The sequence below is a fragment of the Paractinoplanes toevensis genome, assembly GCF_018332695.1.
GTDB lineage: Bacteria > Actinomycetota > Actinomycetes > Mycobacteriales > Micromonosporaceae > Actinoplanes > Actinoplanes toevensis.
Genome location: NZ_BOQN01000133.1, coordinates 91,453 through 115,916, shown reverse-complemented (window position 1 = coordinate 115,916; position 24,464 = coordinate 91,453). Strand labels below are relative to the sequence as shown.

At 71.5% G+C, this 24,464-nt stretch carries 22 protein-coding genes and 1 pseudogene; 14 read left to right on the top strand and 9 right to left on the bottom strand.

Translation table 11 applies throughout. The features are described 5' to 3' along the window. A partial coding sequence (locus tag Ato02nite_RS44510) for a tetratricopeptide repeat protein (protein ID WP_213012770.1) occupies positions 1-1,925 on the top strand: 1,925 nt, incomplete at its 5' end. Here Ato02nite_RS44510 and Ato02nite_RS44505 read toward each other — a convergent pair. Further along, entirely contained in the window at positions 1,900-2,844 is a 945-nt protein-coding gene (locus Ato02nite_RS44505) for an NADP-dependent oxidoreductase (RefSeq protein WP_213012769.1), read from the bottom strand. The two genes, Ato02nite_RS44510 and Ato02nite_RS44505, sit on opposite strands and share 26 nt — an antisense overlap. Before the next feature lie 91 nt (positions 2,845-2,935). On the opposite strand from Ato02nite_RS44505, the gene Ato02nite_RS44500 reads away from it, so the two are divergent. Continuing rightward, positions 2,936-3,538: a TetR family transcriptional regulator gene (locus Ato02nite_RS44500; protein ID WP_213012768.1), complete on the top strand. Its 603-nt coding sequence runs from the start codon at positions 2,936-2,938 to the stop codon at positions 3,536-3,538. A gap of 62 nt (positions 3,539-3,600) precedes the next feature. Then, positions 3,601-4,041 carry a DUF6640 family protein gene (locus Ato02nite_RS44495; protein WP_213012767.1) on the top strand — a complete coding sequence of 147 codons (441 nt, stop codon included), beginning with the start codon at positions 3,601-3,603 and terminating at the stop codon, positions 4,039-4,041. Here the strand turns inward: Ato02nite_RS44495 and Ato02nite_RS44490 are convergent. Next, the gene (locus Ato02nite_RS44490; protein WP_246608109.1) at positions 4,025-4,372 is read right to left on the bottom strand and encodes a MerR family transcriptional regulator; all 348 of its coding nucleotides are present in this window, start codon (positions 4,370-4,372) and stop codon (positions 4,025-4,027) included. The genes Ato02nite_RS44495 and Ato02nite_RS44490 overlap by 17 nt on opposite strands. On the opposite strand from Ato02nite_RS44490, the pseudogene Ato02nite_RS53130 reads away from it, so the two are divergent. The 4 genes and pseudogenes from Ato02nite_RS53130 to Ato02nite_RS44470 form a co-directional block, all read left to right on the top strand. Further along, positions 4,365-5,033, top strand: a pseudogene (locus Ato02nite_RS53130) (serine hydrolase domain-containing protein); the annotation flags it as partial. The gene Ato02nite_RS44490 and the pseudogene Ato02nite_RS53130 overlap by 8 nt on opposite strands. 58 nt (positions 5,034-5,091) lie before the next feature. After that, the gene (locus Ato02nite_RS44480; protein WP_213012764.1) at positions 5,092-5,484 is read left to right on the top strand and encodes a serine hydrolase; all 393 of its coding nucleotides are present in this window, start codon (positions 5,092-5,094) and stop codon (positions 5,482-5,484) included. Between the two features lie 47 nt (positions 5,485-5,531). After that, positions 5,532-6,710 carry an epoxide hydrolase family protein gene (locus tag Ato02nite_RS44475; protein WP_213012763.1) on the top strand — a complete coding sequence of 393 codons (1,179 nt, stop codon included), beginning with the start codon at positions 5,532-5,534 and terminating at the stop codon, positions 6,708-6,710. A gap of 121 nt (positions 6,711-6,831) precedes the next feature. Continuing rightward, positions 6,832-7,554 carry a DUF72 domain-containing protein gene (locus tag Ato02nite_RS44470; protein WP_213012762.1) on the top strand — a complete coding sequence of 241 codons (723 nt, stop codon included), beginning with the start codon at positions 6,832-6,834 and terminating at the stop codon, positions 7,552-7,554. 4 nt (positions 7,555-7,558) lie between these two features. Here the strand turns inward: Ato02nite_RS44470 and Ato02nite_RS44465 are convergent, their stop codons facing one another. Beyond that, a complete protein-coding gene (locus Ato02nite_RS44465; protein ID WP_213012761.1) occupies positions 7,559-9,040 on the bottom strand; it encodes a gluconokinase in 1,482 nt (493 codons plus the stop codon). A gap of 92 nt (positions 9,041-9,132) precedes the next feature. Between Ato02nite_RS44465 and Ato02nite_RS44460 the strand changes: the two genes are divergently transcribed. Next, positions 9,133-9,642: a MarR family winged helix-turn-helix transcriptional regulator gene (locus tag Ato02nite_RS44460; protein ID WP_213012760.1), complete on the top strand. Its 510-nt coding sequence runs from the start codon at positions 9,133-9,135 to the stop codon at positions 9,640-9,642. Next, on the top strand, positions 9,639-10,868 hold the full coding sequence (locus Ato02nite_RS44455; protein WP_213012759.1) for an MFS transporter: 1,230 nt from the start codon (positions 9,639-9,641) through the stop codon (positions 10,866-10,868). Before Ato02nite_RS44460 ends, Ato02nite_RS44455 begins: the two co-directional genes overlap by 4 nt. Before the next feature lies 1 nt (position 10,869). Here the strand turns inward: Ato02nite_RS44455 and Ato02nite_RS44450 are convergent, their stop codons facing one another. Next, on the bottom strand, positions 10,870-13,542 hold the full coding sequence (locus Ato02nite_RS44450; RefSeq protein ID WP_246608108.1) for a sugar-binding protein: 2,673 nt from the start codon (positions 13,540-13,542) through the stop codon (positions 10,870-10,872). 144 nt (positions 13,543-13,686) lie between these two features. On the opposite strand from Ato02nite_RS44450, the gene Ato02nite_RS44445 reads away from it, so the two are divergent. Continuing rightward, positions 13,687-14,877: a cytochrome P450 family protein gene (locus Ato02nite_RS44445; protein WP_246608107.1), complete on the top strand. Its 1,191-nt coding sequence runs from the start codon at positions 13,687-13,689 to the stop codon at positions 14,875-14,877. Here Ato02nite_RS44445 and Ato02nite_RS44440 read toward each other — a convergent pair. Further along, positions 14,791-15,627 (bottom strand): cytochrome c oxidase assembly protein, encoded by an 837-nt coding sequence (locus Ato02nite_RS44440; RefSeq protein WP_213012756.1) that lies wholly within the window; start codon positions 15,625-15,627, stop codon positions 14,791-14,793. The genes Ato02nite_RS44445 and Ato02nite_RS44440 overlap by 87 nt on opposite strands. After that, positions 15,624-16,118 carry a DUF2243 domain-containing protein gene (locus Ato02nite_RS44435; protein ID WP_213012755.1) on the bottom strand — a complete coding sequence of 165 codons (495 nt, stop codon included), beginning with the start codon at positions 16,116-16,118 and terminating at the stop codon, positions 15,624-15,626. Before Ato02nite_RS44435 ends, Ato02nite_RS44440 begins: the two co-directional genes overlap by 4 nt. Before the next feature lie 114 nt (positions 16,119-16,232). Between Ato02nite_RS44435 and Ato02nite_RS44430 the strand changes: the two genes are divergently transcribed. The 4 genes from Ato02nite_RS44430 (at position 16,233) to Ato02nite_RS44415 (ending at position 20,167) form a co-directional block, all read left to right on the top strand. Next, positions 16,233-16,493, top strand: coding sequence for a DUF6158 family protein (locus Ato02nite_RS44430; protein ID WP_213012754.1), 261 nt, complete (start codon positions 16,233-16,235; stop codon positions 16,491-16,493). A gap of 356 nt (positions 16,494-16,849) precedes the next feature. Then, entirely contained in the window at positions 16,850-18,037 is a 1,188-nt protein-coding gene (locus tag Ato02nite_RS44425; protein ID WP_213012753.1) for a PP2C family protein-serine/threonine phosphatase, read from the top strand. A 29-nt stretch (positions 18,038-18,066) separates the two neighbouring features. Next, complete coding sequence (locus Ato02nite_RS44420; RefSeq protein ID WP_213012752.1) at positions 18,067-19,053, top strand: DNA polymerase domain-containing protein; 987 nt, start codon at positions 18,067-18,069, stop codon at positions 19,051-19,053. A gap of 10 nt (positions 19,054-19,063) precedes the next feature. Then, positions 19,064-20,167, top strand: a complete 1,104-nt coding sequence (locus Ato02nite_RS44415; RefSeq protein WP_213012751.1) for an L-dopachrome tautomerase-related protein — start codon at positions 19,064-19,066, stop codon at positions 20,165-20,167. A 109-nt stretch (positions 20,168-20,276) separates the two neighbouring features. On the opposite strand, the gene Ato02nite_RS44410 is transcribed toward Ato02nite_RS44415, so the two are convergent. The 3 genes from Ato02nite_RS44410 to Ato02nite_RS44400 all read right to left on the bottom strand — a co-directional run bounded on the left by Ato02nite_RS44410 (position 20,277) and on the right by Ato02nite_RS44400 (position 24,464). Then, positions 20,277-22,262, bottom strand: coding sequence for a DUF4153 domain-containing protein (locus Ato02nite_RS44410; protein ID WP_246608106.1), 1,986 nt, complete (start codon positions 22,260-22,262; stop codon positions 20,277-20,279). 127 nt (positions 22,263-22,389) lie between these two features. After that, positions 22,390-23,496, bottom strand: a complete 1,107-nt coding sequence (locus Ato02nite_RS44405; protein ID WP_213012750.1) for an ABC transporter ATP-binding protein — start codon at positions 23,494-23,496, stop codon at positions 22,390-22,392. Then, positions 23,493-24,464: an ABC transporter ATP-binding protein gene (locus Ato02nite_RS44400; RefSeq protein WP_213012749.1), complete on the bottom strand. Its 972-nt coding sequence runs from the start codon at positions 24,462-24,464 to the stop codon at positions 23,493-23,495. The genes Ato02nite_RS44405 and Ato02nite_RS44400 overlap by 4 nt, the downstream gene beginning before the upstream one ends.

Here is a 24,464-nt window from a genome sequence, read left to right as displayed (position 1 = left end):
TCGACGAGGCGGTCCTGGTCGGCCGGCAGGCGCTGGCGGCCGCGCCGCCCGGGCACCCGGCGCGGGCCGACCGGCTGTCGACCCTCAGCAGTTTTCTGTGGACGCGCTTCGAACTCACCGGGGCCGACGCCGACCTGACCGAGTCCGTCGACCTGGCCGAGGAAGCGGTGGCCGTCGCCGGTGCCGACCGGCCGCTGCATCTGGCCCGACTCGGCAACGCCCGGTTCCAGCACTACCTGCGCTTCGGCGACCCGGCCGATCTCGACGCCGCGGTCGACGCGGCCGTCGAGGCGGTCGCGGGCACCCGTGACGACGATCCCGACCGGGCCGGCTGGTGGTCCAATCTCGGGATCTACCTGCGGGCCCGGTTCGACCGCACCGCCGCGCCGGCAGACCTGGAAGGGGCGGTGGCCGCCGCGGGCCGTGCCGTCGAGGCGACCCCGGCCGGTGCGCCGATGTTCGCCCGGTACCTGTCCGATCTGGGCAACGCGCTGCGGACCAGGTACACCCGTGCCGGTCAGGTCGACGACCTGACCGCGGCGGTCGAGGCCGGGCGCTGGGCGGTCACGGTGACGCCGGCCGATCACCCCGACCTCGTCCGGTACTCCACCAACCTCGGTGCCTCGCTGACCGCGCTCTTCGACCGGACCGGGCAGCGGGCCGACGTCGACGAAGCCGTCGACGTCCTGCGCCGGGCGGCCGCGGCGATCCCGGCCGGGCACGCCGGCCGCGGTGCCTGCCTGTCGAACCTCGGCAACGCGCTGCAGGCCCGGTTCCGGCACACCGGGACGCTCGACGACCTGCACCAGGCCATCGGCGCCTACCGGGAGGCGGTCGCCGGCCCGGCCGACGGCCCCGACCGGGCCATGTACGGGATGAACCTGGGCAATGCGCTGACGGCCCGGTTCGACCGCACCGGTGAACCGGATGTCCTGGACGAGGCGGTGGCCGTGACCCGGGCGGCGGCCGAGGGGTCCGGTGTCGCCGAGTCGCAACGGGCGGACCGGTGGTCGAACCACGCGGTGACGCTGCTGGCCCGGTTCGAACGCACCGGCCACGCCGCCGATCTCACCGCGGCGGTGGACGCCGCACAGCGCGCCGTGGACGCGGTGCGGGAGGCCGGGGCCAGGGCGACGCACCTGTCCAACCTCGGCAACGCGCTGCTGTGCCGGTTCGAACTCGACCACGACCCGGCGGTCCTGGACGCCGCCGCCGCGGCCGCCCGCCGCGCCGTCGACGCGACCATCGAGCCGCACCCCGACCGGTGCCGCTTCCAGTCGAACCTGGCCATGATCCTGCTCGCCCGGTTCGCCCGGACCGGCGATCCGCGCGACCGGGAGCAGGCCGTCGACCTGGCCCGGCAGGCGGCCACCGGTACGCATCCCTACCACCCGGACCATGCACCGCACCTGTCGAACCTCGGGATCGCGCTGATGGCGCCGGCCGACCGGCCGGATGTCCCGGGCGCGGTCGCGGCGTGGCGGGCCGCGACCTCCTCGGCCGCGTCGTCACCGCAGTCCCGGCTGCGGGCGGCGCGGATGTGGGGCGACACCGGCGTCCGGGCCGACGACGCCGGCACCGCCGCCGACGGCTACCGCGCGGCCGTCGAGGCGCTGCCCCAGGTCGCCTGGCACGGGCTCGGCCGCGACACCCGGGAAGCGCACCTGGCGCGCTGGGCGGGGCTCGGCTCGGACGCGGCCGCCGCGGCGCTGCTGGCCGGCCGCCACCGGCTCGGCCTCGAACTGGCCGAGCAGGGCCGTGCCGTGCTGTGGACCCAGGTGCTGGGCCTGCGCGGCGACCTCGACGCCCTGCGGGAACGGGCGCCGGACCTGGCCCGGCGGATGGACGAGGTCCGCGCGGCCCTGGACGTGGTATCCGACGCCACGGTGACCCGCGCCGTCATTGCCGCGGATCTCCGGCCGTGATGATCAGCTTGCCGCCTCTGGGAAGGTGGTGAAGTTCGAGCTCGGTGAGCGCCGGGATCGCGTCGGCGAGCGGCACGGTGCGAGCGATCGGAATTCGCAGCCGTCCCCGGGCGGCGATGCGGGTCACCTCCTCGAGATCCTCGATGCTGGGCTGGGCGATCATCAGGCGATAGGCCCCGGGCAGGGCACTCCTCGCGAACTTCACCGGCGCGGGGACGATGTCGATGATGCGACCGCCGGGCCTCAGCAACGCCCGGGCCACCCTGGCCGGAAGTGTGCCGGCGGTGTCGAGGACCAGGTCGAATCGTTCGTCGAGCCGGGCCGGATCGAAGCCGAACTCGACGACCGGGGCGATGCCGAGGTCGTGCGCCTCCGCCGCGTCGGTGGCGCGGCAGCTGCCTCCCACCGAGGCGCCGGACATCATCGCGATCTGCGCGGCGGCCCGGCCGACGCCGCCGAGACAGCCGTTGACGAAGACGGTCTGCCCGGGTCGTAGCTTTCCCTTGCGGAGCAGGGCCTGGAACGCGGTGATGCCGACCACCGGGATCGCGGCGGCCTGCTCGTAGGACACCTCCGGCGGCTTGTGCACCACCGCCTTCTCGTCGGCGATGACCATCTCGGCGAACGCTCCCGCCCCCTTGAGGCTTGTTCCGCCGAGCACCGCGTCGCCGACACCGAACCTGGTGACGCCCGCGCCGACCGCCTCGACGACGCCCGCGAATTCGTTGCCGGCCCCACGCGGGAAGCCGCGGCCGGTCATCAGGCGCATCTCGCCGTTGCGGATTTTCCAGTCCATCGCGTTGGCGGCGGCGGCTTTCACCCGTACGAGAACCTCGCCCTGGCCCGGTGATGGCGGCTCGAAGCTCTGCAGCCGCAGGACTTCCGGGCCGCCGTACCGGTGATATTGGATGCGCTTCATGGCAACCCCTCTTCTACTGTTGTCGCGCCGTGACATCACGGTAGCAGCTGATGTCATGGCGAGACATCAGCGTGCTGAGTATCCTGGCGCCATGCCTAGGTGGGAACACGGCAGTGAAGAGCGGATGAGGCAGGCCGCCATGGAACTGTTCGAGGAGCAAGGCTTCGAGGCGACCAGTGCGGTCCAGATCGCGGAACGCGCCCGCGTCACCACCCGGACGTTCTTCCGGTACTTCCCGGACAAGGAAGAGATCTTCTTCGCCGACGCGAACGTCCTCACCGAGGCGCTCGTCGAGGAACTCCTGCGGACCCCCGACCTCACGCAGCCGCTTCCGGCGGTGATCCGCACCCTGGCCGGCTACGACTGGGAAAGTCTCGGATCACGAGAAGACCTGCGCCGACGGGGCCGGCTGATCGCGTCGGACCCGCGGCTGCTGGAACGGGATCTGATCAAACAGCACCAGATGGCCGATCGGTTCCGCCGGGCACTCGTCGAGCGCGGAGTCGACCCCGACATCGCTGAGCTCGCGGCCGGCACCGGAAGTCAGATCTTCCGTGCGGCCTACCGCAAGTGGCTGGACGGCGACGACGAAGCCGACCTGGCGACCATCACCGAAACCGTGATGTCGCTTCTCACCGCCATCGTCTCCCCGGCTCGATCGCCACGAGAGCGGCGCCGGGCTCCGACGGGTTGACGTCGCGGCGAGACATCAATATCGTGATGTCTCGACGCGACATCACCATCGAGGGGGACAACGTGTCAGATCGAAACCGCAGGAATTTCCCGTGGGGAAAGGTGCTCATCTCCCTGTCCGCGGCGGGAACCGGTGTCGGCGTCTATGTCGCCGACTGGAACGAGTCGCACATCTACAATCCGGCCTGGCCGCCGCACGCGAAGTTCCACAACGCGCAAACCATGAGCATGGGCGTCGCACTGGGGGTGGCGGCCCTCTACTACCTGTGGAAGCCCGCCCAGACGCGCGCATCGCTGGCGACTGCCGCCACCATCGCGAGCATCTACGGCCTCACCCAACTGTCCGTCGTGTTCTATCCGGGAATATCCAGCGTCGACCCGCCCGGTGAGAACACCTGGCCGCAGCTGATGACCACCCTGCCCAGCCTCGGGTTCGTGCTCACCGGCTATCTGATCGAGCGCCGCCGCATCACCCGGGATCAGTACGTCACGGCCTCGGCATAGCGCACCAGTGCCTCCGGCGAGCCGTCAACTCGTCGATGCGGTGCGGCAGCGACGTGGCCTCCCGGCACAGCGCGGTGCGGACCTCGTCGCCGTCGCCGGACAGCACGGTGACGTCGGAGCTGTTCAGCCGAGGCAGCACGGCCTTGATCAGTTTCGTGGGCAGGCCCGCGTCGAGCAACGAGCGGATCTGTTCGACCCGTGCGACACCGAGCTCGCAGTACACCCGGTAGCCGTTGCGGTCACGGGGCGGAACGATCAGTTGCCGATCCTCGTAATAGCGCAACAACCGCGGCGGAACACCCGTACGCGCGGTCATCTGACCGATGGTCATCGTCACGAATCCCACGGTAGGCGACGGTGACGTCGGCGACTACCGCTTGACTCTCACACCGGTGCGAACCCGGCAGGGTTTCCGCATGACATCGACATCGGTCCACGGGACCGTCACCGAACCGTTCACCGCCGTCCGCGAGTTGCTGGCCGGCCACCTGGCCGACGGCACGGAACTGGGTGCCTCGATCACGGTCGACCTCGACGGGGAGACCGTGGTGGATCTGTGGGGCGGCCACCGCGACATCGCCCGCACCCACCCGTGGGAACGCGACACCATCACCAACGTCTGGTCGATCACCAAACTGGTCAGCACGCTGGCCGTGCTGATGCTCGCCGACCGTGGCCGCGTCGACCTCGACGCGCCGCTGCACCGCTACTGGCCCGAGTTCGCCGCCAACGGCAAGGACCGGGTGACGGTACGCCACGTGCTCTCACACGCGTCCGGGGTGTCCGGGCTGGCCGCCCCGGCCCGCGTCGCGGAGCTGTACGACCACGACGCGACGGCGGCCCGGCTGGCTGCTCAGGCGCCGTGGTGGGAGCCGGGCACCGCGTCCGGCTACCACCTGTGGGTCTACGGTCACCTGCTCGACGAACTGGTGCGCCGGGTCGACGGCCGCACGCTGGGCGAGTTCGTCGAGCAGGAGATCGCCGTCCCGTTGGGGGCCGACTTCCGCCTCGGCGCCGACGACCGGGCGCTCGGCCGGGGTGGCCGACATCGTGCCGCCGCCACCCCTGCCCTTCGACATCGAAGATCTCGATCACTCGCAGCCGGCGTACCGGACGTTCACCGGTCCCGCGGTGACGGCGGAGGAGGCGAACACCGCCGAGTGGCGAAGGGCGGTGCTGGCGGAGCAGACCGCCGGTATCGATCAGGTCAATGGCCTGTTCCTGAGGTGGGGACTGGGTTTCGCGCTGTCCGATCCCCGTACCCTCGCGTGGGTGCCCTCCGGTCGCATCGGTTACTGGGGTGGTTGGGGTGGGTCGATGGGCGTGGTCGATCTCGACCGGCGGATGACGATCGGCTACGTCATGAACCGGATGGGCGGCGACATCCTGGGTTCCGACCGAAGCGCCGACTACATCGGAGCCGTCTACGAAGCGATGACATAGGCGAGCGCGGCGAGTTCTGCCTGCTGCACTGCCGATAGGCTGTGATCATGCCTTCCTCGTCACCGGGCCCGGCGGTCGTCGAGCCGTTCGAGGTGCGGGCCGGCGCCGCGGAGCTCGCGGATCTCCGGGCGCGGCTGCGCGCGACGCGCTGGCCGGACGCGCCCGAGGACGCGGGGTGGTCGCTCGGCACCGACCTCACCTACCTGCGGGAGCTCGTCGACTACTGGGCCGGGGAGTTCGACTGGCCGGTTCAGGAAGCCGCCCTCGCGCGCCTGCCACGCTTCCGCACGTACCTCCAAGGTCTTGGCATTGTTTTTCTGCATGCCCGCGCCGTCGGGCCGGCCCGGCCCGTGCTGCCCTTGATCCTGTGCCATGGCTGGCCGGACTCGTCGTGGCGGTACGAGAAGGTGGTGCCGCTGCTCACCGACCCGGGTGCGCACGGCGCGGACCCGGCCGACGCGTTCGACGTGATCGTGCCGGACATGCCGGGGTTCGGGCACTCGGACCGCCGGGCCGTCGACTCGATCGCGGTCGCCGGCCTGTGGGCCGAGCTGATGACCGCGCTGGGCTGTCCGCGGTTCGGTGTTGCCGGTGGGGACATCGGCAGTGCGGTGAGCCGTTACCTCGCCCTGGACCACCCGGACCGGGTCGTCGCCGTGCACCGGATGGAGGCCAGCCTCCCGGTTGTCACCTTCCCCGATCTCGCACCGGAGGAGCAGGCCTTTCTCGACGCGGCGGCGGCCTGGAAGGCCGGCGAGGGAGCGTACGCCGAGATGCACCGCACCAAGCCGCAGACCGCCGCCGTCGGGCTGACCGACTCACCGGCCGGGCTGGCGGCCTGGATCGTCGAGAAGCTGCGGGCGTGGAGCGACTGCCACGGCGATGTCGAGCGCAGCTTCACCCGGGACGAGATCTGCGCGCTTCTCACCCGGTACTGGCTGACCGCGACGATCGGCTCGTCGATGCGCATGTACGCCGCCAACGCCGCCATCCCGCGCGAACAGCACACCCGCCGGGTCGAGGTGCCGTCCGGCTTCGCGCTCTTTCCCGGCGACACACTCCACCCGCCGCGCGCCTGGCTCGAGCGCACGGCGAACGTCGTGCGCCTGACCGAACTCGACCGGGGCGGCCACTTCGCGCTGTTCGAGGAGCCGGAGCTGTACGCGCGGGAGCTGCGCGAGTTCTTCCGTCCCTACCGCGAGGACGTCCAGCCTGCCGAAACGTGAGCGGCTTGAGCCGGTCCGGCCGGGGTATCCGGAAATCCATGATCGGACGTTACGAGCACGCGGTGATCGACTGCCCGGACCCGCGGGCGCTGGCGGACTTCTACTCGCTCCTCTGCACGGCATGAGGTCTGTCGGGACGTCCGGTTGGAGCTATGACCATTGGGACGGCGTTCTCTATCCGCCGGCCACGCCCGCGCGGGCCCGCCTCGAGCACTATGTGCGACGGTTTTCCACGGTCGAACTCAACGCGAGTTTCTACCGCTGGCCCACGGCGGCGACTTTTGCCGGCTGGCGGCGACGGCTGCCCGACGGGTTTCAGCTGTCGGTCAAGGCTCCCCGTGGCTTGACGCACGCGAAGAAGCTGTACGCGCCCGAGGAGTGGGTCCAGCGCATCGTTGCCGGCCTGCACGAGCTCGGCGACCGGCGCGGGGTGTTCCTCGTGCAGTTGGGCCCGAATCAGCACCGTGACGATGCCCGCCTCGAGTACTTTCTCGACCTGCTACCGGGCTGGGTCCGCACGGCTGTCGAATTCCGGCATCCGAGCTGGCACGTCGACGCGGTGTTCGACCTGTTGGAGCGCCGCGGTGTGGCCTATTGCGTGATGAGCGGCGCCCGGTTGCCGTGTGTGCTCCGGGCCACCGCGCCTTTCGTCTACCTGCGCATGCACGGACCCGATTCCGAGCATCTGTACGCCGGGTCGTACCCGCACGACAGTCTCGCCTGGTGGGCGGACCGGATCCGGGAGTGGAACGGCCAGGGCCGGGAGGTGTACGCCTACTTCAACAACGACGGCGCGGGCAACGCCGTGCGGGACGCCGAGACCCTGCGGTCCCTGCTCGGCTGAACGGTCAGGCGCGTACGAGCGCGTCGTACATCTCGGCGAACCGGGCCCGTCGTTCCGCGTAGTGATCGGCGTGCACGGGCCGGGGTTCGTACGTCACTCCGGTGGCCCGGGGTGCGCGCCGGACGTCCGGTGCCAGCACGTCGAGCGCGAGCAGCGCCGTGCCCCGCTGCGTGGCGCGCCGCCGGGTCACGTGGGTGACGGGTCGCCCGAGCACGTCGGCGAGGATCTGAAGCCACTCGGGCTGGTCGTTGCTGACCCGGCCGGCCGCCGCGACCTCCACGACCTGCGGGGCGGCCGGGTGCAGTTCGTCGGCGACGCGCGCATAGGTCATGGCCACGCCCTCGACGACCGCGCGGAAGAGCGTGTCGGCGTCGGTGGCCGCGGACACCCCGGCGAACGTGGCGCGAGCCCCGCCGGCCCAGCCCGGCGCGCGTTCACCGGTGAGGTAGGGCAGCACGAGCGGGGTGGCGTCGCTCGGCGGCGCGGTGAGGGCGTTCGCGAGCGCCGGGCTCAGGCGCAGCGTGCCCTGCGCCCAGCTGACGGCGCGGCCGACGTCGTTGATCGCCCCGCCGAGCAGCGTGCGCCGCGCGTCGACCCGGTAGTTCCACAACCCGAACGGCAGGGGATCGGCCGGGCCGTCGAGCAGCACCCGCAGCGCACCGCTGGTGGCGGTCGCCGCGGTCATCACCGTGGCGTCGGTCGCCCCGGATCCGATGTTGCTGGCGAAGCCGTCGGTGATGACGGGAAACCAGGTGGCCCGGGCGAGGGCGGGCCGGCGCGCCGGTGCCGCCGAGGGTGCCGGCTGCGTCATGTCCAGCGGCGGGGAGAACTGCCCGCGGTCGGCGCCCGCGGCGGCGAGCAGCTCGGCGTCGAGCTCGCCGGTGCGCCGGTCGAGCAGGCCGGTCCACGCGACCGTGGACGTCCCGGCGAGCGGGTGCCCGATCAGCCGGGCCCAGATGTACTCGCCCAGGGACCACCAGTGTGCGGCCTCGGCGACGACGTGCGGTTGCGCTGCAGCGAGCCAGCGCAGGCGCGGGGCGTGGTAGCTGGTGTGCAGGCGGGTGCCGGTGCGCTGCTGTACCGCGTGCTCGTCGAGCTGCTCCCGTAGTGCGGTGACCGCCGTGGCGCTGCGCGAGTCGGCGTAGGTCAGGCAGGGGGTGAGCGCGCGTCCGGCCCGGTCGACCGCGATCAGCGAGGCGGCGAAGGTGTCCATCGCGACCCCGGCGATGCGCGTGGCCAGTCGCGGGTTGCCGGTCACCGCGTCGAGGACCTGCTCGACCTCCGCGGTCACCTGGTCGGGGTCGATGACCGACGTGCCGTCGGTCGCCACCGTGAAGGCGTGCGGAACCTTGTGCTGCAGGCCGTGGACCCGCCGCCCGGACGCGTCGTGCACGCCGCCCCGGGTTGCGGTGGAGCCGATGTCCAGCGCGAGGACCAGCGGATCCAGCGCTGCTTCGAGGGCGACGTCGTCATCGGTCTTGGTCATCGCGATCCTCGTGGTCGGGCGGCGCACGTCTCCTCGCACCGTAACCCAGCCCTCGGCCGGCCGCCCGCTGACCAACCTGATATGTATGAGTCATGCATACCAGCAACGTGGTCGCCGCGTATGTGCTCGCGGTGCACGATCAACTGCGCGGCGGCATGCGGCACGCCGAGCTGGACCCCCGGGAGCTCGCGGCCCTGACGCTGGTCGCCGAGCACGACGGGTGCTCGCTGGACTGGCTGCGCGGCCGGGTCGAGCTCACCCAGTCCGGCACCGTGCGCCTCGTCGATCGGCTCGCCGGCCGGGACCTGCTGCGCCGCGGCGTCTCGACCGGCCGGGGTGTGCCGTTGCATGTGACCGAGCGCGGCGCCGACAGCCTGGACCGCTGGCGCGGCGAGCGCGACCGCATCGTCGACGGCCTTCTGGCCGCCGTCCCGGCCGAGCAGCGGAGCCTGCTCGTCGACGCGATGGCCGCCGTCCTGACCGGGCAGCAACGCCGCCGCCCGCAGGCCGACGCGACCTGCCGCACCTGCTCCTGGGAGGCCTGCGGACGCGACTGCCCCGTCGACCGCAGTGTCCCGGCCACCCCCGGCGGCGGGTCATGACCGAGACCCGGCCGGGCACCCGGCCGGAGATATCGGGCCGGCGGCTCCCGCGGGCGGTGTGGACCGCCGGGGCGGTGACCTCACTGGCCTCGACGGCGGACAACTTCGTACTCTTCCTGCTGCTGTGGGTCGCCCAGCCGCAGGGCTGGTCGGCGGTTCAGACGGCGGCGGTCGTGCTGGTCCTGCGCCTGCCGACGCTGACCACCGGTGTGCTGCTGGGGCGGGCCGTCGACCGGTGGGGTGGTCGCCGCCTGATCCTGCTCGATCTGACCGGCCGGGCCGTTCTTCTGCTGCTGCTCGTGCTGAGCTCCCGTGCGGCGGACACGCTGCCCCTGGTGCCGGTGCTCGTCCTCGGCGGGCTCTGCGGTGCCCTCGCCCCGGCCAGCTACGCCGGCGTCCGCTGGCTGGTCCCCCGGATCGCCGACACCGAGCAGCTCGGGCGGGCCAACGCCGTGGTCGCTCTCGGCGACCAGCTGCCGCTGATGCTCGGCGCCGCCCTGGCCGGGCCCTCGCTGGCCCTGCTCGGCGCCGCCACGAGCATGGTCGTGCCGGCCGGCCTGCTCCTGGTCGCGGCGGCACTCGCGCTCACGCTGCCGCGCCCCGACCCTGATCCGCCGGCGACGGCCGGCCGCCCCGCCGGCCCGCCGCGAGAACGGGACGCCAACCGGCGGGTGCCCCCGCGCGTGCTCGCCCTCATCGCCCTGTCCACCGCCTACTACTTCGCCTACGGGCCGTTCGAAACCGCCAGCCCGCCATTCGTACGGGGTCAGCTCGGTGCCACCGAGGGCGCCTACAGCCTGTTGTGGGCCCTGTTCGGCATCGGCGCGCTCGCCACCCTGACCGCCGCGCCGCTGCTCAGCCGGCGCCGCCCCGGCCTGGTCAACGCCGTGGGCGCCCTCGTCTGGGGCGCGGTCATGCTGCCGATCGCGGTCATCCACCAGGTGCTACCGGCCGCCGCGCTGTTCCTGGTCGGCGGCGCGATCTGGGGCCCGTACACCACCATCGAGACCGGCGCCCTGCAGCGCTGGGTCTCGCCGGCCCGGCACGGAGCCGTGTTCGGCCTGCAACGCAGCCTGCTGTCGGTGGCGACCCCGCTCGGCGCGGCCCTGGCCGCCATCGCCCTCCAGGAAGTCGCCCCCCGCACCGTGCTCGCGGTCAGCGCGGGCGGTTGCGCCCTCGCCGGGCTGCTGGCGCTGACCAGCCGGGATCTTCGCCGGGCACAGTAGGTCACCGCCAGCTGTTCGTGCGTATCCCCACCGCGTCCACCGCCAGTGTCCCGCTGCGCACCTCGAGCGTCACCGTGTGCCGGCCCGGCGGCAGGTCGCGCAGGTCGAAGGTCTGCTGGAAGTTGGTGGACGCCCTGGTCGGCTGGTCCGTCGCGACAAGGCTGCCGTCCACCCGTACGTCGAGGCGTGCGCTGCCGTCGTTGGGGCCGAGGATGTCGAGGCCGGAGCCGGTGAACGTGGACGTGAGCGTGGCGCCGGCGCCCTGACTCGTCGACGCCGAGCGGTGGTATTCGTACATGCCGCGGCCGTTGGTGTGCCGCCAGCCGCCGCCGTAGATCAGATCGTTCATCTGCAGGTTGTCGAGCAGTTCCGCGTAGTAGGGATGGAAGCCCGGCACCCGTTCGATCCGCAGGTTGTCGAACCGGGTGTAGTGGAAGCCGCTCGCCAGGTCGACCCGGCCGGACAGGAATGGTGCGGGATCGCTCCAGGTGAACACCGGCCGGCCGTCGACGAACCCGGTCACCTGGTTGCCGGTGACCCGGATCGCCAGCCGGTGCCATCCGGCCGGGTCGAACCCGTCGAGGGTGCCGCCGGCAACCGTCGTGCCGGTGCGGCGGAACTGCCAGGTGCCGTCCGATCCCAGGCGCAGCGCGTACGGGGTGCCGTTGAGGCTGTGCGAACTGCCGCCGCCGGTCGAGCGTGCGCCGATCGCGGCGTAGTTGTCGGCCGCCGGCCCGCGCTCGAAGCGCACGTCGACGCGCGCCTGGTAGTCGGTCCACCGCAGGTCGCCGACGCCGGTGATCGGCTCGCCGTCGTTCCACGCGCGGCCGACGCCGGTGGCTTCCCGGTCCACCTGCTGGCGCAGCACGTACTCCCGGTCGTTGACCCTGACGGCCTCGAACGCGCCGTTGCGATCCCAGGTGTACAGCGGATCGGCGCCGGTGTCGCCGCCGCGCGAGGCGGTGAAGTCCTTCCGCCTGTTCGTGACCGAGCCGTCCGCGCCGATGACCGGCACGGTCTTGCCGCGGTAGTCGAACCCGTCGGCCCAGAGCACGCCGTGCGCCGGATCGGCGTCCAGAACCGGGCGCTCACCCTCCACCGGCAACGGTGCCGTCCACTGCGGGTCGCCGGTCACGTCCAGGGAGGTGACGGTGACGACGGCGTACGGCTTGACCTCGACGGTGTACGCGCCATCCGGCCCGGCCGCCAGGTCGGCGACGTGCCTCTTGTAGTTCGCGTCGAAGGCCTGGCCCGGGTCCGCGGCCCGGGTCTCCCAGGCCGCGAGCCGGGGCGACTCGCCCAACCGGAATCCGCTCGGTCTGATCCGGTACGTCTTGGCCTGCTCGGAGTCGTTGACGATGACCGTCGAGAAGTCCGTCGCGTCCGGCGCCGCCATGGTCAGGTAGTCGGGCAGGCCGTTGCGGCCCACGACCGGATTGGTGCCGGTGGCGGTGGACGCGCTGGCCTGCGGGACGGCCCGCCAGATCCCGGCCGTGCCGGTGTCGTTCTCCCAGCCGGCGGCCGCGAAACTGGTGAAGTGCTGCAGCACGGCCAGGCCGGCGTCGTAGTGCATCCATCCGGACCACGGGTCGCGGGCCGAGACGAGTTCCTTGAACGCGTACTGGCCGCCCTCGTAGAACGAGCCGATCGCCGGCTGGTAGACGAAATGCGTCCGGCGGGACATCACGAAGCCTTTGACGACGGTGTTGGCCATCTCCAGCGCGCTGCCCGAGCCGCCCAGGCCGGTGCCGGGCACGGTCGGGTCGGGGGTGTTGTTGTTCGGCCGGAACGCCGAGTTGCTGAAGGTGGCCTGGGCCTCGCTGTTCCAGACCTCCTTGTCGTACTGCTCGGCGAGTTGCTTGAAGCTGCCGGCGCTGTCGTCGTCGGTGTTGTAGTGGTAACCGGCCACCGCCACCGCCGTACGCAGATCGGCGTCGGCGGTCATCGACGGCCCGAACGTGCCGATGCCGGCCTCGTCGGAGATGACGATCTTGATCCGGTGGTAGCGGTCGGCCTCACCGGGCCGGAAGCCGGTGGTGTCGGTGCGCACCAGGTTCGCGTACCGCTTCGTCCAGGTCAGGTCGGCCGCGGCCTCGTTCACACCGGGGTTGACGTAGTCCACCATGAAGCCGTAGGCGCGATAGGCCGCGAGAATCGTGTCCTTGTACCACCGATAGATCTTGTCGTTGCTGTCCGCCCAGGCCGGCGCGTTCCAGCGCAGAATGCTGACCTTGAGATCGGGGTTGATCCGCTTGGCGTCGGCGGCCAGCTGGAAGCCCGGGGCGCGCGCGACGTCGGCCGGTTCCGTCTCCCAGCGCATGGTGGCGGGGTCCGGGCCGGTCGAGTTGTTCCGGTCGTTCCCCATCTCGATCTTGACGTGGGTCATGATGGGGTGCTCGCCGCCGAACAGGATCCGCAGCAGTCGCGCGTAGCTGTCCGGATGCTGGGCCTTGTAGTCCAGCAGGAGGGCACTGGTGCTGTTCGCGCTCAGCACGCCGAAGCCCTTGAACGTCAGGCCGTTGACGTTGCCCGCGGCGATGTCGGCCGCGTTCACGGCGACGTCGATGGTCTGCCCCGGTTCGGCGACAACCGCGGCTGCCGGGTACGACGGTGCGATCACCCCGTACCCGAGCAGGAACACGGCCACGGCGGTCGATACGCGCCTGCGTGACATGGCGACCCATTCCGATCGGCGGTAGGTTCGCGGAATCATATCGACAGGCATCACTTCGCCGAGCTGAAACGATCCGAATCGAACACGACGGCACACGGTCGACCACGGCCGACCGCACCTGGGCCGACGATGGAGGATGACGCGATGACCCCGGACGTCCGAGATGACCTGGCTGATCCGGCGTTCCACGCCGATCCCCACTCGTTCTACGCACGCTGGCGGCAGAGCGGCCCCGTCCGCCCGGTCGTTCTCCCAGGCGGTGCCGGCGGCTGGCTCGTCACCGGGTACGACGACGCCCGGCAGGCCCTCACCGACCCTCGCCTCTCCAAGGAGATCCAGCCGTCGCAGGTCAACGACCCGATCCCGGCGGACATCCGCAAAGCCATCAGCCATCACATGCTGGCCGCCGACCCGCCCGACCACACCCGCCTGCGCCGCCTGGTCACCGCGGCCTTCACCGCCCGGCGGATCGAGGCGCTGCGCCCGCGCATCGAGCAGATCACCGACGATCTGCTCGACGCCATGGCCGGCCGGGAGCAGGTCGACCTGATCGACGCGCTCGCGTTCCCGCTGCCCATCCAGGTGATCTGCGAGCTGCTCGGCATCCCGTCGGAGGATCGGGACAGCTTCCGCAGCTGGTCCAACACGCTGGTCGGGGGCCAGGCGCTGCGGAACCGGCTGCCGGCCGCGATGGCCGCGCTGGTGTCCTACGTGCGAGCGCTGATCGCCGAACGGCGGCAGCACCCGGGCGACGACCTGCTCTCGGACCTGATCGCGGTGCGCGACCAGGCCGACCAGCTCTCCGAGGACGAGCTGTCGTCGATGGTGTTCCTGCTGCTCATCGCCGGTCACGAGACCACCGTCAACCTGATCGGAAACGGCTCCTACCTGCTGCTGTCGGACCGCGAGCGGTGGGAGCGGCTCCGCGCCGACCCCGCCCGGCTGCCGGCCGCCGTCGAGGAGTTCCTCCGCTACGAGAGCCCGGTCGAGACCGCCACGTTCCGCATCACCACCGAGGACGTCGAGATCGGCGGCGCCGTCGTGCCGGCCGGCGAGATCGTCGTCATCAGCCTGTTGTCCGCCAACCGCGACGGCAACCGCTTCCCGGACGCGGCCGACCTGCGACTCGACCGGCCGCAGAATCCGCACCTGGCGTTCGGCCACGGCATCCACTACTGCCTCGGCGCGCCGCTGGCCCGGCTGGAGGCGCAGATCGCGTTCGGCCGGCTGCTGGTCCGCTTCCCGGGGCTACGGCTGGCGACCGACGAGGAGCCGGGCTGGCGCCCCGGCCTGCTGATGCGGGGCCTGCAGCGGTTGCCGGTGCGGACCGACTGACGACCGCGCGGCCGCGGGCCGGCGTCGGGGGCGCCAGGTCGCCGCCAGGGCGCCGGCGAGCAGTAGCTCGGTGAGATCACCGCCGTAGTACATGATCGTGGCGCCGGTCTGCCGGTCGGCCGTGCTCGCCGGGATGCGCACGAGGGCGCCGGCGTACAACAGCTGCGACAGGGTGGCGTGCGCGGCGACGGCGATGCCGAGGACGATCAGCCGCGTCTTCACCGAAGGCCGGTGCGGCATCGGGTCGGGCGCGGCGACGGCCCACGCGAACAGCCAACCGGAGAGCAGAAAATGCAGATCCAAGGCTTGATGTACGGCCGGGTCGGCGCCGGCCCGGGCGAACAGGGGAGTGCAGTAGAGCGCGGCCAGCGTGCCCACCGTGAGGCACAGAGCGGTGACCGGGTGGGTGACCAGTCGCACCGCGGGGGTTCGCAACGCCCGCACCACTCGCCGGGCATGTGCTGCCGGCAGGAACCGGAGAAGCAGAGTGATCGGCGCACCCAGGATCAGGCCGAGCGGCGCGACCATGCCGATCAGCAGATGCCGGGTCATGTGCCCGGCGAAGGTGCCCGGCGCGATACCGGCGGCCAGGGCCAGCACGGCGCAGCCGGCCATGAACGACGCGCCGCGCCACGCCGGCCAGCTGCGGGCCGGCCCGGAGACGCGGATGCTCAGCCATTCGTAGCCGAGCGCGAGCAGCGCCGCGGCGAGCAGAACGAGATCCGCATCGCCGTGCCGGTGGCCGGTCACCGGACGGCGAGCGCGTCCGCGCGCTCACGCTGGATCAGCCATCCGGCCGCTACCAGGACCGCGCCGAGCGCCAGGAAGCCGACGTCCCAGGCGGTCTGGTGCGGTCCGCTCCGGACATGGTGAATGCCCAGGATCTCGTGGTCGATGATGCCCTCGACCAGATTGAACAGTCCCCAGCCGGCGAGCACCCAGCCCCAGAGCGCCCGCCTGGTCCAGACGCGGCGCCGGTCGGTGGTCAGCCGCGAGTACAGCAGGGCCAGTCCGGCCAGGACGAACAGCCACGTGACGACGTGGAACGTACCGTCCCAGGCGGTGTTCATCCGTAGCCCGGTCACCTCGTCGGGGGAGTAGTACTTCACGCCGATGCGGTCGGAGTCGGTGCTGCTCAGCATGTGATGCCACTGCAGCAGCTGATGCAGGACGATGCCGTCCACGAATCCGCCCAGGCCGATGCCGAGCAGGAGCCCGGGCGCGCGCAACTCTTTAGCCATGCGGCCCGACTACCCCATCAAGCGGGCTCCATGTGTGCCCCCGCGACGATTAGGGGCTTCCCGGGTGGGTATGGGAATGCGCTGAAAACGGGTACCAATCATGAGGGGGTGGGCATGGAGTTCGACGGCCCGGACGACGACAGGCTTGCCGAAACCGGGATCGCGGCGGCCGACCTGTCCGAGGATGATCTGCTGCGGGAGCTGGAGCAGCTGCACCGCACGCGGCACGAGACCTTCCTGCACGCGCCGACCCAGGCGCTGCAGCATCACTCCGAGCGCACCGCCGACCTGGAGCTCGAATATCTGCGCCGGCACCCGGAGCGGGAAATCGATCAGTCCCGGCTGCGGGACCAGGCCCGCGAACGTACCTCGTAGCGCGGCCGGCCCCCGGGTCGCGCTACGCCGCGACCCGGGCTTGTCGCGCTGCTGCGGTCGATCCGGAGATAGCCCACGCCCATCAACTCCTCGGCACGCCGGCGGCGACGTCCGGGCGTACCTCGGTGCCCGGCATCCGCACGGCGGTGATCGTTCCGGCCTCGTCGCCATTCGCATCGACAACGGTCATTCGGTGTCCGGGTTTGTTCCCCCGCGGACCGGCGCCAAACGACCGGACCGCGCCCGGTTGCCCGCCCCGCCCTCGATATGTCGCGTAAGCGGACGCCGGGCGGAGAACTGCGGCGGGAACGGGCGAAGTCGGCAGCCTGCCCGGGAATCTCTAGGAAGGTGGGCTCATGACATCGGAGCAGGACGGCCTCTGGCTCGAGGCGCTGTCCGGCGTGCTGGGCCGCTCGCACCTGTGGCAGCCGCAGGAGTTGGCGCCCGCGGTGTCCGCCGCGCTGGCGCCGCTCGGCATCCGGACGACGATCTACCTGGTCGATGACGAGCAGCGCGCGCTGCGGATGATCCCGACCGCCGACCGGCCCGCCGGTGAGCCGCTGTCGATCGAGGGCACCCTCGCCGGTACGGCGTTCAGCCTGGTGCGGACCCGGCCGACCGGGGATTCGGGGTGGTGGGTGCCGATGGTCAACGGCACGGACCGGCTCGGGGTCATCGAGTTCGTCTTTCCCGGCGGCCTCGACACCGGCGACGAGGCGCTGCGCCGGCGGTGCGAGACGATGGCCGGCCTGGTCGGGCACATGGTCACGGTGACCACTCCCAAGGGCGACTTTCTGCCCCGGGCCCGCCGGGCCAGGCCGATGTCGGCCAGTGCGGAACTGCTCGATCAGATGCTGCCGCCGATGACGGTCGCCTGCGAGCGCCTGACGATCAGCGCGATCCTCGAACCGCGCTACGACGTCGGCGGCGACGGCTACGACTACGCCATCGACGGCTCGATGGCCCGGATGTCGGTCTTCGACGCGGTCGGGCACGGCCTGCGAGCCGGACTGGCGCACACCGTCGCGACGGTGTCGATCCGGGCCGCCCGGCGGGCCGGCGGCGACCTGCCGGCGCAGGCCGCCGCCGCCGACGCGGCGCTGCTGGAGCAGTTCGGGGCCGAAGCCCGGTTCGTCACGGCGATCCTGGCCGAACTCGACACGGAGACCGGCGCGCTGCGGTACATCAACGCCGGACATCCGGCGCCGCTGCTGCTGCGCGACGGTAAGTTCGTCAAGGAACTACCGGCCGGACGCCGTACGCCGCTCGGGGTGCCGCCCACCGGGCCGGCGCTCGGCCACGAACTCCTGCACCCCGGTGATTCGCTGCTGCTCTACACCGACGGCATCACCGAGGCGCGGAACACCGAGCAGGAGATGTTCGGGACGGGCCGGCTCATCGAGCACGCCGAACGGCACGCCGCCGCGGGGCTGCCCGCGCCGGAGGCCCTGCGACGGCTGGCGCACGCCGTCGCCGAGTTCCACGAGGGGCCGGCCGTGGACGACGCCACCCTGCTGCTTCTCAGCCTGAACCCGGAGCGGTAGTTCGTCCGGAGCGGGGGTACTCGGGTGCTATGTCGCTCAGCACCGACCGGAAGAAGCGCGACTTCCCCGCGGCCGACGCGGGCTCGCCGGCCGCGCTCGACGCCCTCGGCAAGGGCGGCACCTGGGAGATCTTCGGCCGGTCGCTGCGGGTCACCAACCTCGACAAGGTGCTCTTTCCAGGGCGGGACGGCGAGGCGCCGGTCACCAAGCGCGAGTTCCTCCGCTACACCGCGCAGGTCGCGCCCATCCTGGTGCCCTATCTGACCCGGCGGGCGCTCAACCTGCACCGCTACCCGGACGGCGCCGACCGGCCCGGCTTCTGGCACAAGGAGCTGCCCGGCCACGCGCCCGACTGGCTGCCACGCTGGGACAACCCGGAGGCCGATCCAGGGGAGACGCGGACCTACCTGGTCGTGGACGAGCCGGCCGCTCTGGTCTGGGCGGCCAACTTCGGCGGCCTCGAATGGCATCCGTGGACCTCGCGGGTCTCCGCGCCGCACGAGCCCAGCTATGCGCTCATCGACCTCGACCCGGGGGTGTCGACCCGGTGGGCGGACGTACTCGAGCTCGCCCGGCTGCACCGCACCGCGTTCGAGCATCTCGGCGTGGCCGCGCGGGCCAAGGTCACCGGGCGGCGGGGTATCCAGATCTGGGTGCCGATCGACGCCGGGCCCAGCTTCGACGAGACCCGGGCCTGGGTGGAGCGGCTGTCCCGGACGGTCGGTGCGGTCCTGCCCGAGCTGGTCAGCTGGAAATGGCAACGCAGCGACCGCGGCGGGCGGGCCCGGCTCGACTACACCCAGAACGCGATCAACAAGACGCTGGTCGCGCCGTACAGTCCGCGGCCCGCCGCCGGCGCGCCGGTCTCCGCCCCCATCGAATGGGACGAGCTGGATGATCCGTCGCTGCGGCCGGACGGCTTCACGATCCGCACGATCCTGCCGCGCCTGGCCGAACGGGGTGACCTCTTCCATGACGTGCTCGACCGTCCGCAGCAACTTCCACCGCTGAGCTGAAGGAGGCTCCATGAACCAGCCACAGGACGAGACCATCGGTGCCCTCGAGACGGTGCACCGGTTCGATGACGGGCCGATGCCGACCGGCGTGAGCGTGTCGGCCACCGGACGGGTGTTCGTCAACTTCCCGAAGTGGGGCGACGACGTCGCCTTCACCGTTGCCGAGATCCGCGACGGTCGGGCGGTCGCCTTTCCCGATCAGCACCTGAACAGTCCGGCCGGCGACGATGACCCGGCCGCCTTCGTGTCCGTGCAGAGCATCGTGGTCGATCCCGCCGACCGGCTCTGGGTGCTCGACACCGGCGCGCCGATGTTCCGGAAGACTCGGCGCGGCGGGCCGAAACTGGTCTGCGTCGACCTGGCCAACGGCGATGCGGTCGTGCAGACCATCCTGTTCGAGCCGGACGTGGCCCTGCCGACGACCTACCTCAACGACGTGCGGTTCGATCTGCGGCGAGGCGAGGCCGGGGTCGCGTACATCACCGACTCGTCCGATCAGGGGCCGAACGGGCTGATCGTCGTCGACCTGGCCACCGGGCAGGCGTGGCGGCGGTTGCACGATCACCCGTCCACCAAGGCGGTCCGGCCGCCGGACCTGCTGCCGATCGTCGAGGGGGCGGTGTTCATGGAACGGCCGCCGGATGGGCCGGCCGAGCCGGTGCTGATGGGCTCGGACGGCATCGCCATCGCGGCCGACGGCTCCCGGATCTACTACTGCCCGCTCGCCTCCCGCCGCTGGTACAGCGTGGACGCCGTGGCGCTGGCCGACCGCTCGGTGAGCGACGCCGAGGTCGCCGCGACCGTCGTGGACGAGGGCGACAAGGGCGGCGTCTCCGACGGCCTGGAGACCGACGACCAGGGGCGGCTCTACGTGACCAGCTGCGAGCAGAACGCCGTTCTGCGCCGGTTGCCGGACGGCACGTTCGAGACACTCGTGCACGATCCGCGGCTGCTCTGGCCGGACACCATGTCGGTCGCCGGCGGTTACCTCTACGTCACCGCCAACCAGCTGCACCGGCAGGACAAGTACCAGCACGGCAAGGACCTGCGGCAGTACCCGTACTCCCTCTTCCGGGTGGCGATCGACGCGGGGCCCGTACGCCTGCGTCCGTGAGCCCTTCCGGCCGGAGGCAACGGCGCGGCGAGACGCCGGCGGACGTGCAGGTCGATCAGCTTTCGGAACGCGGGACGGTGCTCCGGTCACGGAACCGGAGCACCGTCGCTCATCTGCGGGTCTTGGGCAGGTCGAACTGGTCGGCGGACTTGCAGTCCTTCTGGTTGCCGATCGCGGCGGGGCCCAGTTCCGCGAGGGCATCGCGAGCCCGTTCCCGGCCGAGGTTCCAGGCGTACCAGGGGTCGGGGTTCTTGAGATCCGCCGCGATCCAGCTGAGCGTGCACCGGCGTACCGGATCGGGCAGTTTGGTCAGGGCCGGGGTCGCGTCGGCCGAGAGGGCACGCAGGTACCAGGCGTCGATCTTCCCGGAGCCCGCGTAGCGGGCGGCGTTGCGGCTGGCCACGTAGCCCTCGGGGTCCAGGGCGGCCAGGCCGAGCAGCATCAGCACGGCCAGTCCGACGGTGGTTCCGGGGATCCAGCGGCCCTGCCACTTGATGCCGGCGACCGCGATCAGCACGAAGATCACGCCGAGCAGCATTTCCGACGCCATCACGAAGATCCGCTCACCGGTGAAGCTGTAGACCCGCTGGTATTCCCACATCCGCGACAGCGCGGATGCCACGATGACGACGCTCAGGGCACACAGCAGACCGAGGAGTACGCGGAGCAGGACCCGTTCCGCCGGCTGGTCCCGTTTCGCCCAGCGGGCCAGGGCCGCGATCAGCGCCAGCGACAGCAGGGTGACGGCGACCAGCTGCCAGAAGCCGCTCCGGGCGTACTGCGAGTAGCTGAGCCCGGCCGTCTTCAGCACGTGCCGGCTCCCACCGAACAGCACGGTGAACTGGACCGCCACGAAACCGCCGAAGAGCAGCACCAGTGCGGCACCGGCCGGCGCCCACTCGATCAGGCCGAACCGTCCCTTGCCCTCGGTGTCCAGGCTGGACGTCGCCGGCGGCGCGGTCAGCGTGTAGATCCCGGCGACGGCGAGCAGGCCGCCGGCCACGGCCAGGAAGATCCACTGGAAGATCGAGCCGATCGCGAAGTCGGGGATGACATCGTCCAGCAGCTGGGAGAACGCGACGTCGGCGGACGACAGCAGCGCGCCGAAGACGAGCAGCACCATGACGGTGAGGGCGACCGAGAAGAACGTCCGCCGGGCGATTCCCGGGCTGCGGCTCGCTTTCAGGTGCTTACGGACCCAGGGGATGCCGGCGAACGCCGCGTAGGGCGCGGCTATCAGGCTGAACAGGATCGACCGGACCTGCCGGCCGCCGACGATCGCCAGCGCGGTGCAGCCGATCGCGCCGAGCACGCTGAACGTCACCAGCCACCACGCGTTGCGGAACGCCGGGACGAGCATCAGGGCGAGCGCCGCCGCGGCCCAGCCGGACCGGACCAGCCGCTCGCCGCGCGGCAGATCGGTGGATTCCCGGACGCCGAACGCCACTCCGAGCGTCAGCACCAGCCAGCCGAGGAACCAGCCGATACCCACCCGGTCCAGCGGCAGGAAGATCAGGAAACCGAGGGCGCCGGCCAGCACACCGGCCGGGACGGCCCAGCCCTTGGCCTCCTTCGGCCCGGCCCAGTGCTTCTTGCGGAACGTCTGCCACGGGCTCGGCGTCCGCTCGTACGTGCCGAACGGGCGCGCCGGGTACGGCGGTGCCTGAGGTTGCGGGCGCTGAGAGACCAGCGCCGGGACCGGCGGGGGTGTCGGGGTCGCGTCCTCCGCCGGCGCCGGTGCCGGCGGGGTGGGTGGGGCCGGCTTGACCGTGGTTTTCTCGGCCTGATCAGCCGGCTTGGGGACGGCGGGCACGGTGACGGCGGGCCTGGTGACGGCCGGGACCGACGCCGGGGCCGGGACCATGGGTACGAACAGTGCGTACCCCCGCGTCCCGGATGGGATCTGGATCGGGATCGCCCAGGCCGTCTCGCCGTCGGTCCCGGGCCAGACCATCGACGGGATCACGTCGGTAGGCGGCATGACCAGCAGCTGGGGTGCCGGCACGGGGGCGGCGGGAACATCGTTGTTCGTGTCCGCGGGAGCGGCCTTCGCCGCCTTCGCGGGATCGGGCTGCTCTGATGGCAGGTCCGCCACTACACCCTCCTCGGTTGTCAGTCCGCACACCGTAAGCCGTGCGCACGGCAATTTCTACGCCAGGACGGGTCCGTATCGCCGCGACGACCGATCGGATTGGCACGGAAGAGGGAGGTACCCGGTCCGGCTACGGTGCCGGCAGGTCGGTCCGGGTCACGATCAGCTCCGCGCCCACTTCGGGTGCCCGGTCGGAATCCGGTCGGACGAGTTCGGCCCGGACCTCGTGCGCGGTCAGCTCACCGCTTTGGATCTGCTCGGCGAAGTGACACGCCACCCGCTGCCCGGAGTCGTCGAACACGCGCAGCTCGGGCCGTTCGTCGGTGCACCGGGGCTGCGACCACGGGCACCGGGTGCGGAACCGGCATCCGCTCGGCGGATCGGCCGGCGACGGCAGGTCACCGGCCAGCAGGATGCGCTCCCGCCGGTCCTCCACCCGCGGGTCGGGGATGGGCACGGCCGAGAGCAGAGCCCGGGTGTACGGATGCAGGGGGCGCTCGTAGAGCTGATCGCCGTCGGCCTCCTCGACCAGCGATCCGAGATACATCACGCCGATGGTGTCGGAGATGTGCCGGACCACGGCCAGGTCGTGCGCGATGACCAGATAGGTCAGCCCGAGCGACTCCTGCAGGTCGCCGAGCAGGTTGATCACCTGGGCCTGGATGGACACGTCCAGCGCGGACACCGGCTCGTCGGCCACGATCAGCTCGGGGCCGAGGACCAGGGCCCGGGCGATGCCGATGCGCTGCCGCTGCCCGCCGGAGAACTCGTGCGGGTACCTGTTCAGCGCCGACGCCGGCAGCCCGACCGAGTCCAGGGTGGCTCTCAGCCGCTTCTGCACACCGGCCCGGTCGGTGTGCAGGCCGTGCGCCTTGAGGCCCTCGACGAGCATGGACTGCACCGACTGCCGCGGGTCCAGGCTGGACATCGGGTCCTGGAACACCATCTGCATGCGCCGGCGGAACAGTCGCATCCGCTCGCCCTCGAGCGAGCGGACGTCGGTGCCGTCGAAGGTGATCTCGCCACTGGTCGGCTCGACCAGGCGCAACAGCCCGCGGCCCAGCGTCGACTTGCCACACCCGGACTCGCCGACCAGGCCGTACGTCTCGCCCTTCCTGATCTCCAGGGAGACACCGTCGACGGCATAGACGTACCCGACCGTACGGTCGAAGAGCAGTCCGCTTTTGATCGGGAAGTGGACCTTGAGGTTGTCGATCTTGACCAGTGCCTCGGTCATACCGGCACCTCCTTGGGTACGGGGTTCGTGCATCGCAACGCGCCACCCAGCAGGGGCACCGTCTCGCCGATGCAGTCGTCGATCACCCGGTCGCAGCGGGGAGCGAAGGCGCAGCCCTCCGACCACGGGATGTTGTCGCTGACCGAACCGCGGATCTGGTGCAGCCGCCCGCCGCGGTCGGCATCCAGGCGGGGAACCGACTGCAACAGACCATCGGTGTACGGGTGGCGCGGCTCGGCGAACAGGTGGTGGCGTCCGGCCCGCTCGACCACCTTGCCGGCGTACAGGACGTTGACCGTGTCGCAGAGGCCGGCCACCACGCCCAGGTCGTGGGTGATCATGACCAGCGCCGTGCCGGAGTTGTCGACCAGTTCCTTGAGCAGGGTGAGGATCTGCGCCTGGATGGTCACGTCCAGCGCCGTGGTCGGCTCGTCGGCGATCAGCAGCCGCGGCTTGCAGGCCAGCGCGATGGCGATCAGCGCCCGCTGCCGCATGCCCCCGGAGAGCTGGTGCGGAAACTCCTTGAGCCGTCGCTCCGGGTCGGGAATGCCGACCGCGTCGAGCAGGCCGCGGGCCTCCCGCAGTGCCTCCCGCCGGGTCCGGCCCTGGTGGCGTTCCAGCACCTCGGCCACCTGCAGTCCGAGAGGGATCACCGGGTTCAGCGAGGACAACGGGTCCTGGAAGATCATGCCGATATCCCGGCCCCGCCGGTCCCGCAGCTCCGCCGGGCGCAGTTTCAGCAGGTCGGTGTTCTCGAACAAGACTTCGCCGGCGACCGTGTTGCCGCGGCGGGGGAGCAGGCCCATGATCGCCAGGCTGGTCACCGACTTGCCGCAGCCGGACTCGCCGACCAGCCCGACCGTCTGGCCGGGTTCGACCGTGAAGCTGACCCCGTCCACCGCCGTGACGGGCCGGGTGCCCCTGCGCTGGAAGACGACCGACAGATCACGTACGTCGAGCAGAGCCAC

Bases quoted from the DNA above. Each gene is read 5' to 3' on its own strand.
- Ato02nite_RS44415 (WP_213012751.1), top strand. From the start codon at position 19,064: ATGAACCAGCCACAGGACGAGACCATCGGTGCCCTCGAGACGGTGCAC.
- Ato02nite_RS44455 (WP_213012759.1), top strand. From the start codon at position 9,639: ATGACCGAGACCCGGCCGGGCACCCGGCCGGAGATATCGGGCCGGCGG.
- Ato02nite_RS44430 (WP_213012754.1), top strand. From the start codon at position 16,233: ATGGAGTTCGACGGCCCGGACGACGACAGGCTTGCCGAAACCGGGATC.
- Ato02nite_RS44420 (WP_213012752.1), top strand. From the start codon at position 18,067: ATGTCGCTCAGCACCGACCGGAAGAAGCGCGACTTCCCCGCGGCCGAC.
- Ato02nite_RS44505 (WP_213012769.1), bottom strand. From the start codon at position 2,844: ATGAAGCGCATCCAATATCACCGGTACGGCGGCCCGGAAGTCCTGCGG.
- Ato02nite_RS44500 (WP_213012768.1), top strand. From the start codon at position 2,936: ATGCCTAGGTGGGAACACGGCAGTGAAGAGCGGATGAGGCAGGCCGCC.
- Ato02nite_RS44445 (WP_246608107.1), top strand. From the start codon at position 13,687: ATGACCCCGGACGTCCGAGATGACCTGGCTGATCCGGCGTTCCACGCC.
- Ato02nite_RS44460 (WP_213012760.1), top strand. From the start codon at position 9,133: ATGCATACCAGCAACGTGGTCGCCGCGTATGTGCTCGCGGTGCACGAT.
- Ato02nite_RS44405 (WP_213012750.1), bottom strand. From the start codon at position 23,496: ATGACCGAGGCACTGGTCAAGATCGACAACCTCAAGGTCCACTTCCCG.
- Ato02nite_RS44465 (WP_213012761.1), bottom strand. From the start codon at position 9,040: ATGACCAAGACCGATGACGACGTCGCCCTCGAAGCAGCGCTGGATCCG.
- Ato02nite_RS44490 (WP_246608109.1), bottom strand. From the start codon at position 4,372: ATGACCATCGGTCAGATGACCGCGCGTACGGGTGTTCCGCCGCGGTTG.
- Ato02nite_RS44435 (WP_213012755.1), bottom strand. From the start codon at position 16,118: ATGGCTAAAGAGTTGCGCGCGCCCGGGCTCCTGCTCGGCATCGGCCTG.
- Ato02nite_RS44425 (WP_213012753.1), top strand. From the start codon at position 16,850: ATGACATCGGAGCAGGACGGCCTCTGGCTCGAGGCGCTGTCCGGCGTG.
- Ato02nite_RS44475 (WP_213012763.1), top strand. From the start codon at position 5,532: ATGCCTTCCTCGTCACCGGGCCCGGCGGTCGTCGAGCCGTTCGAGGTG.
- Ato02nite_RS44470 (WP_213012762.1), top strand. From the start codon at position 6,832: ATGAGGTCTGTCGGGACGTCCGGTTGGAGCTATGACCATTGGGACGGC.
- Ato02nite_RS44450 (WP_246608108.1), bottom strand. From the start codon at position 13,542: ATGTCACGCAGGCGCGTATCGACCGCCGTGGCCGTGTTCCTGCTCGGG.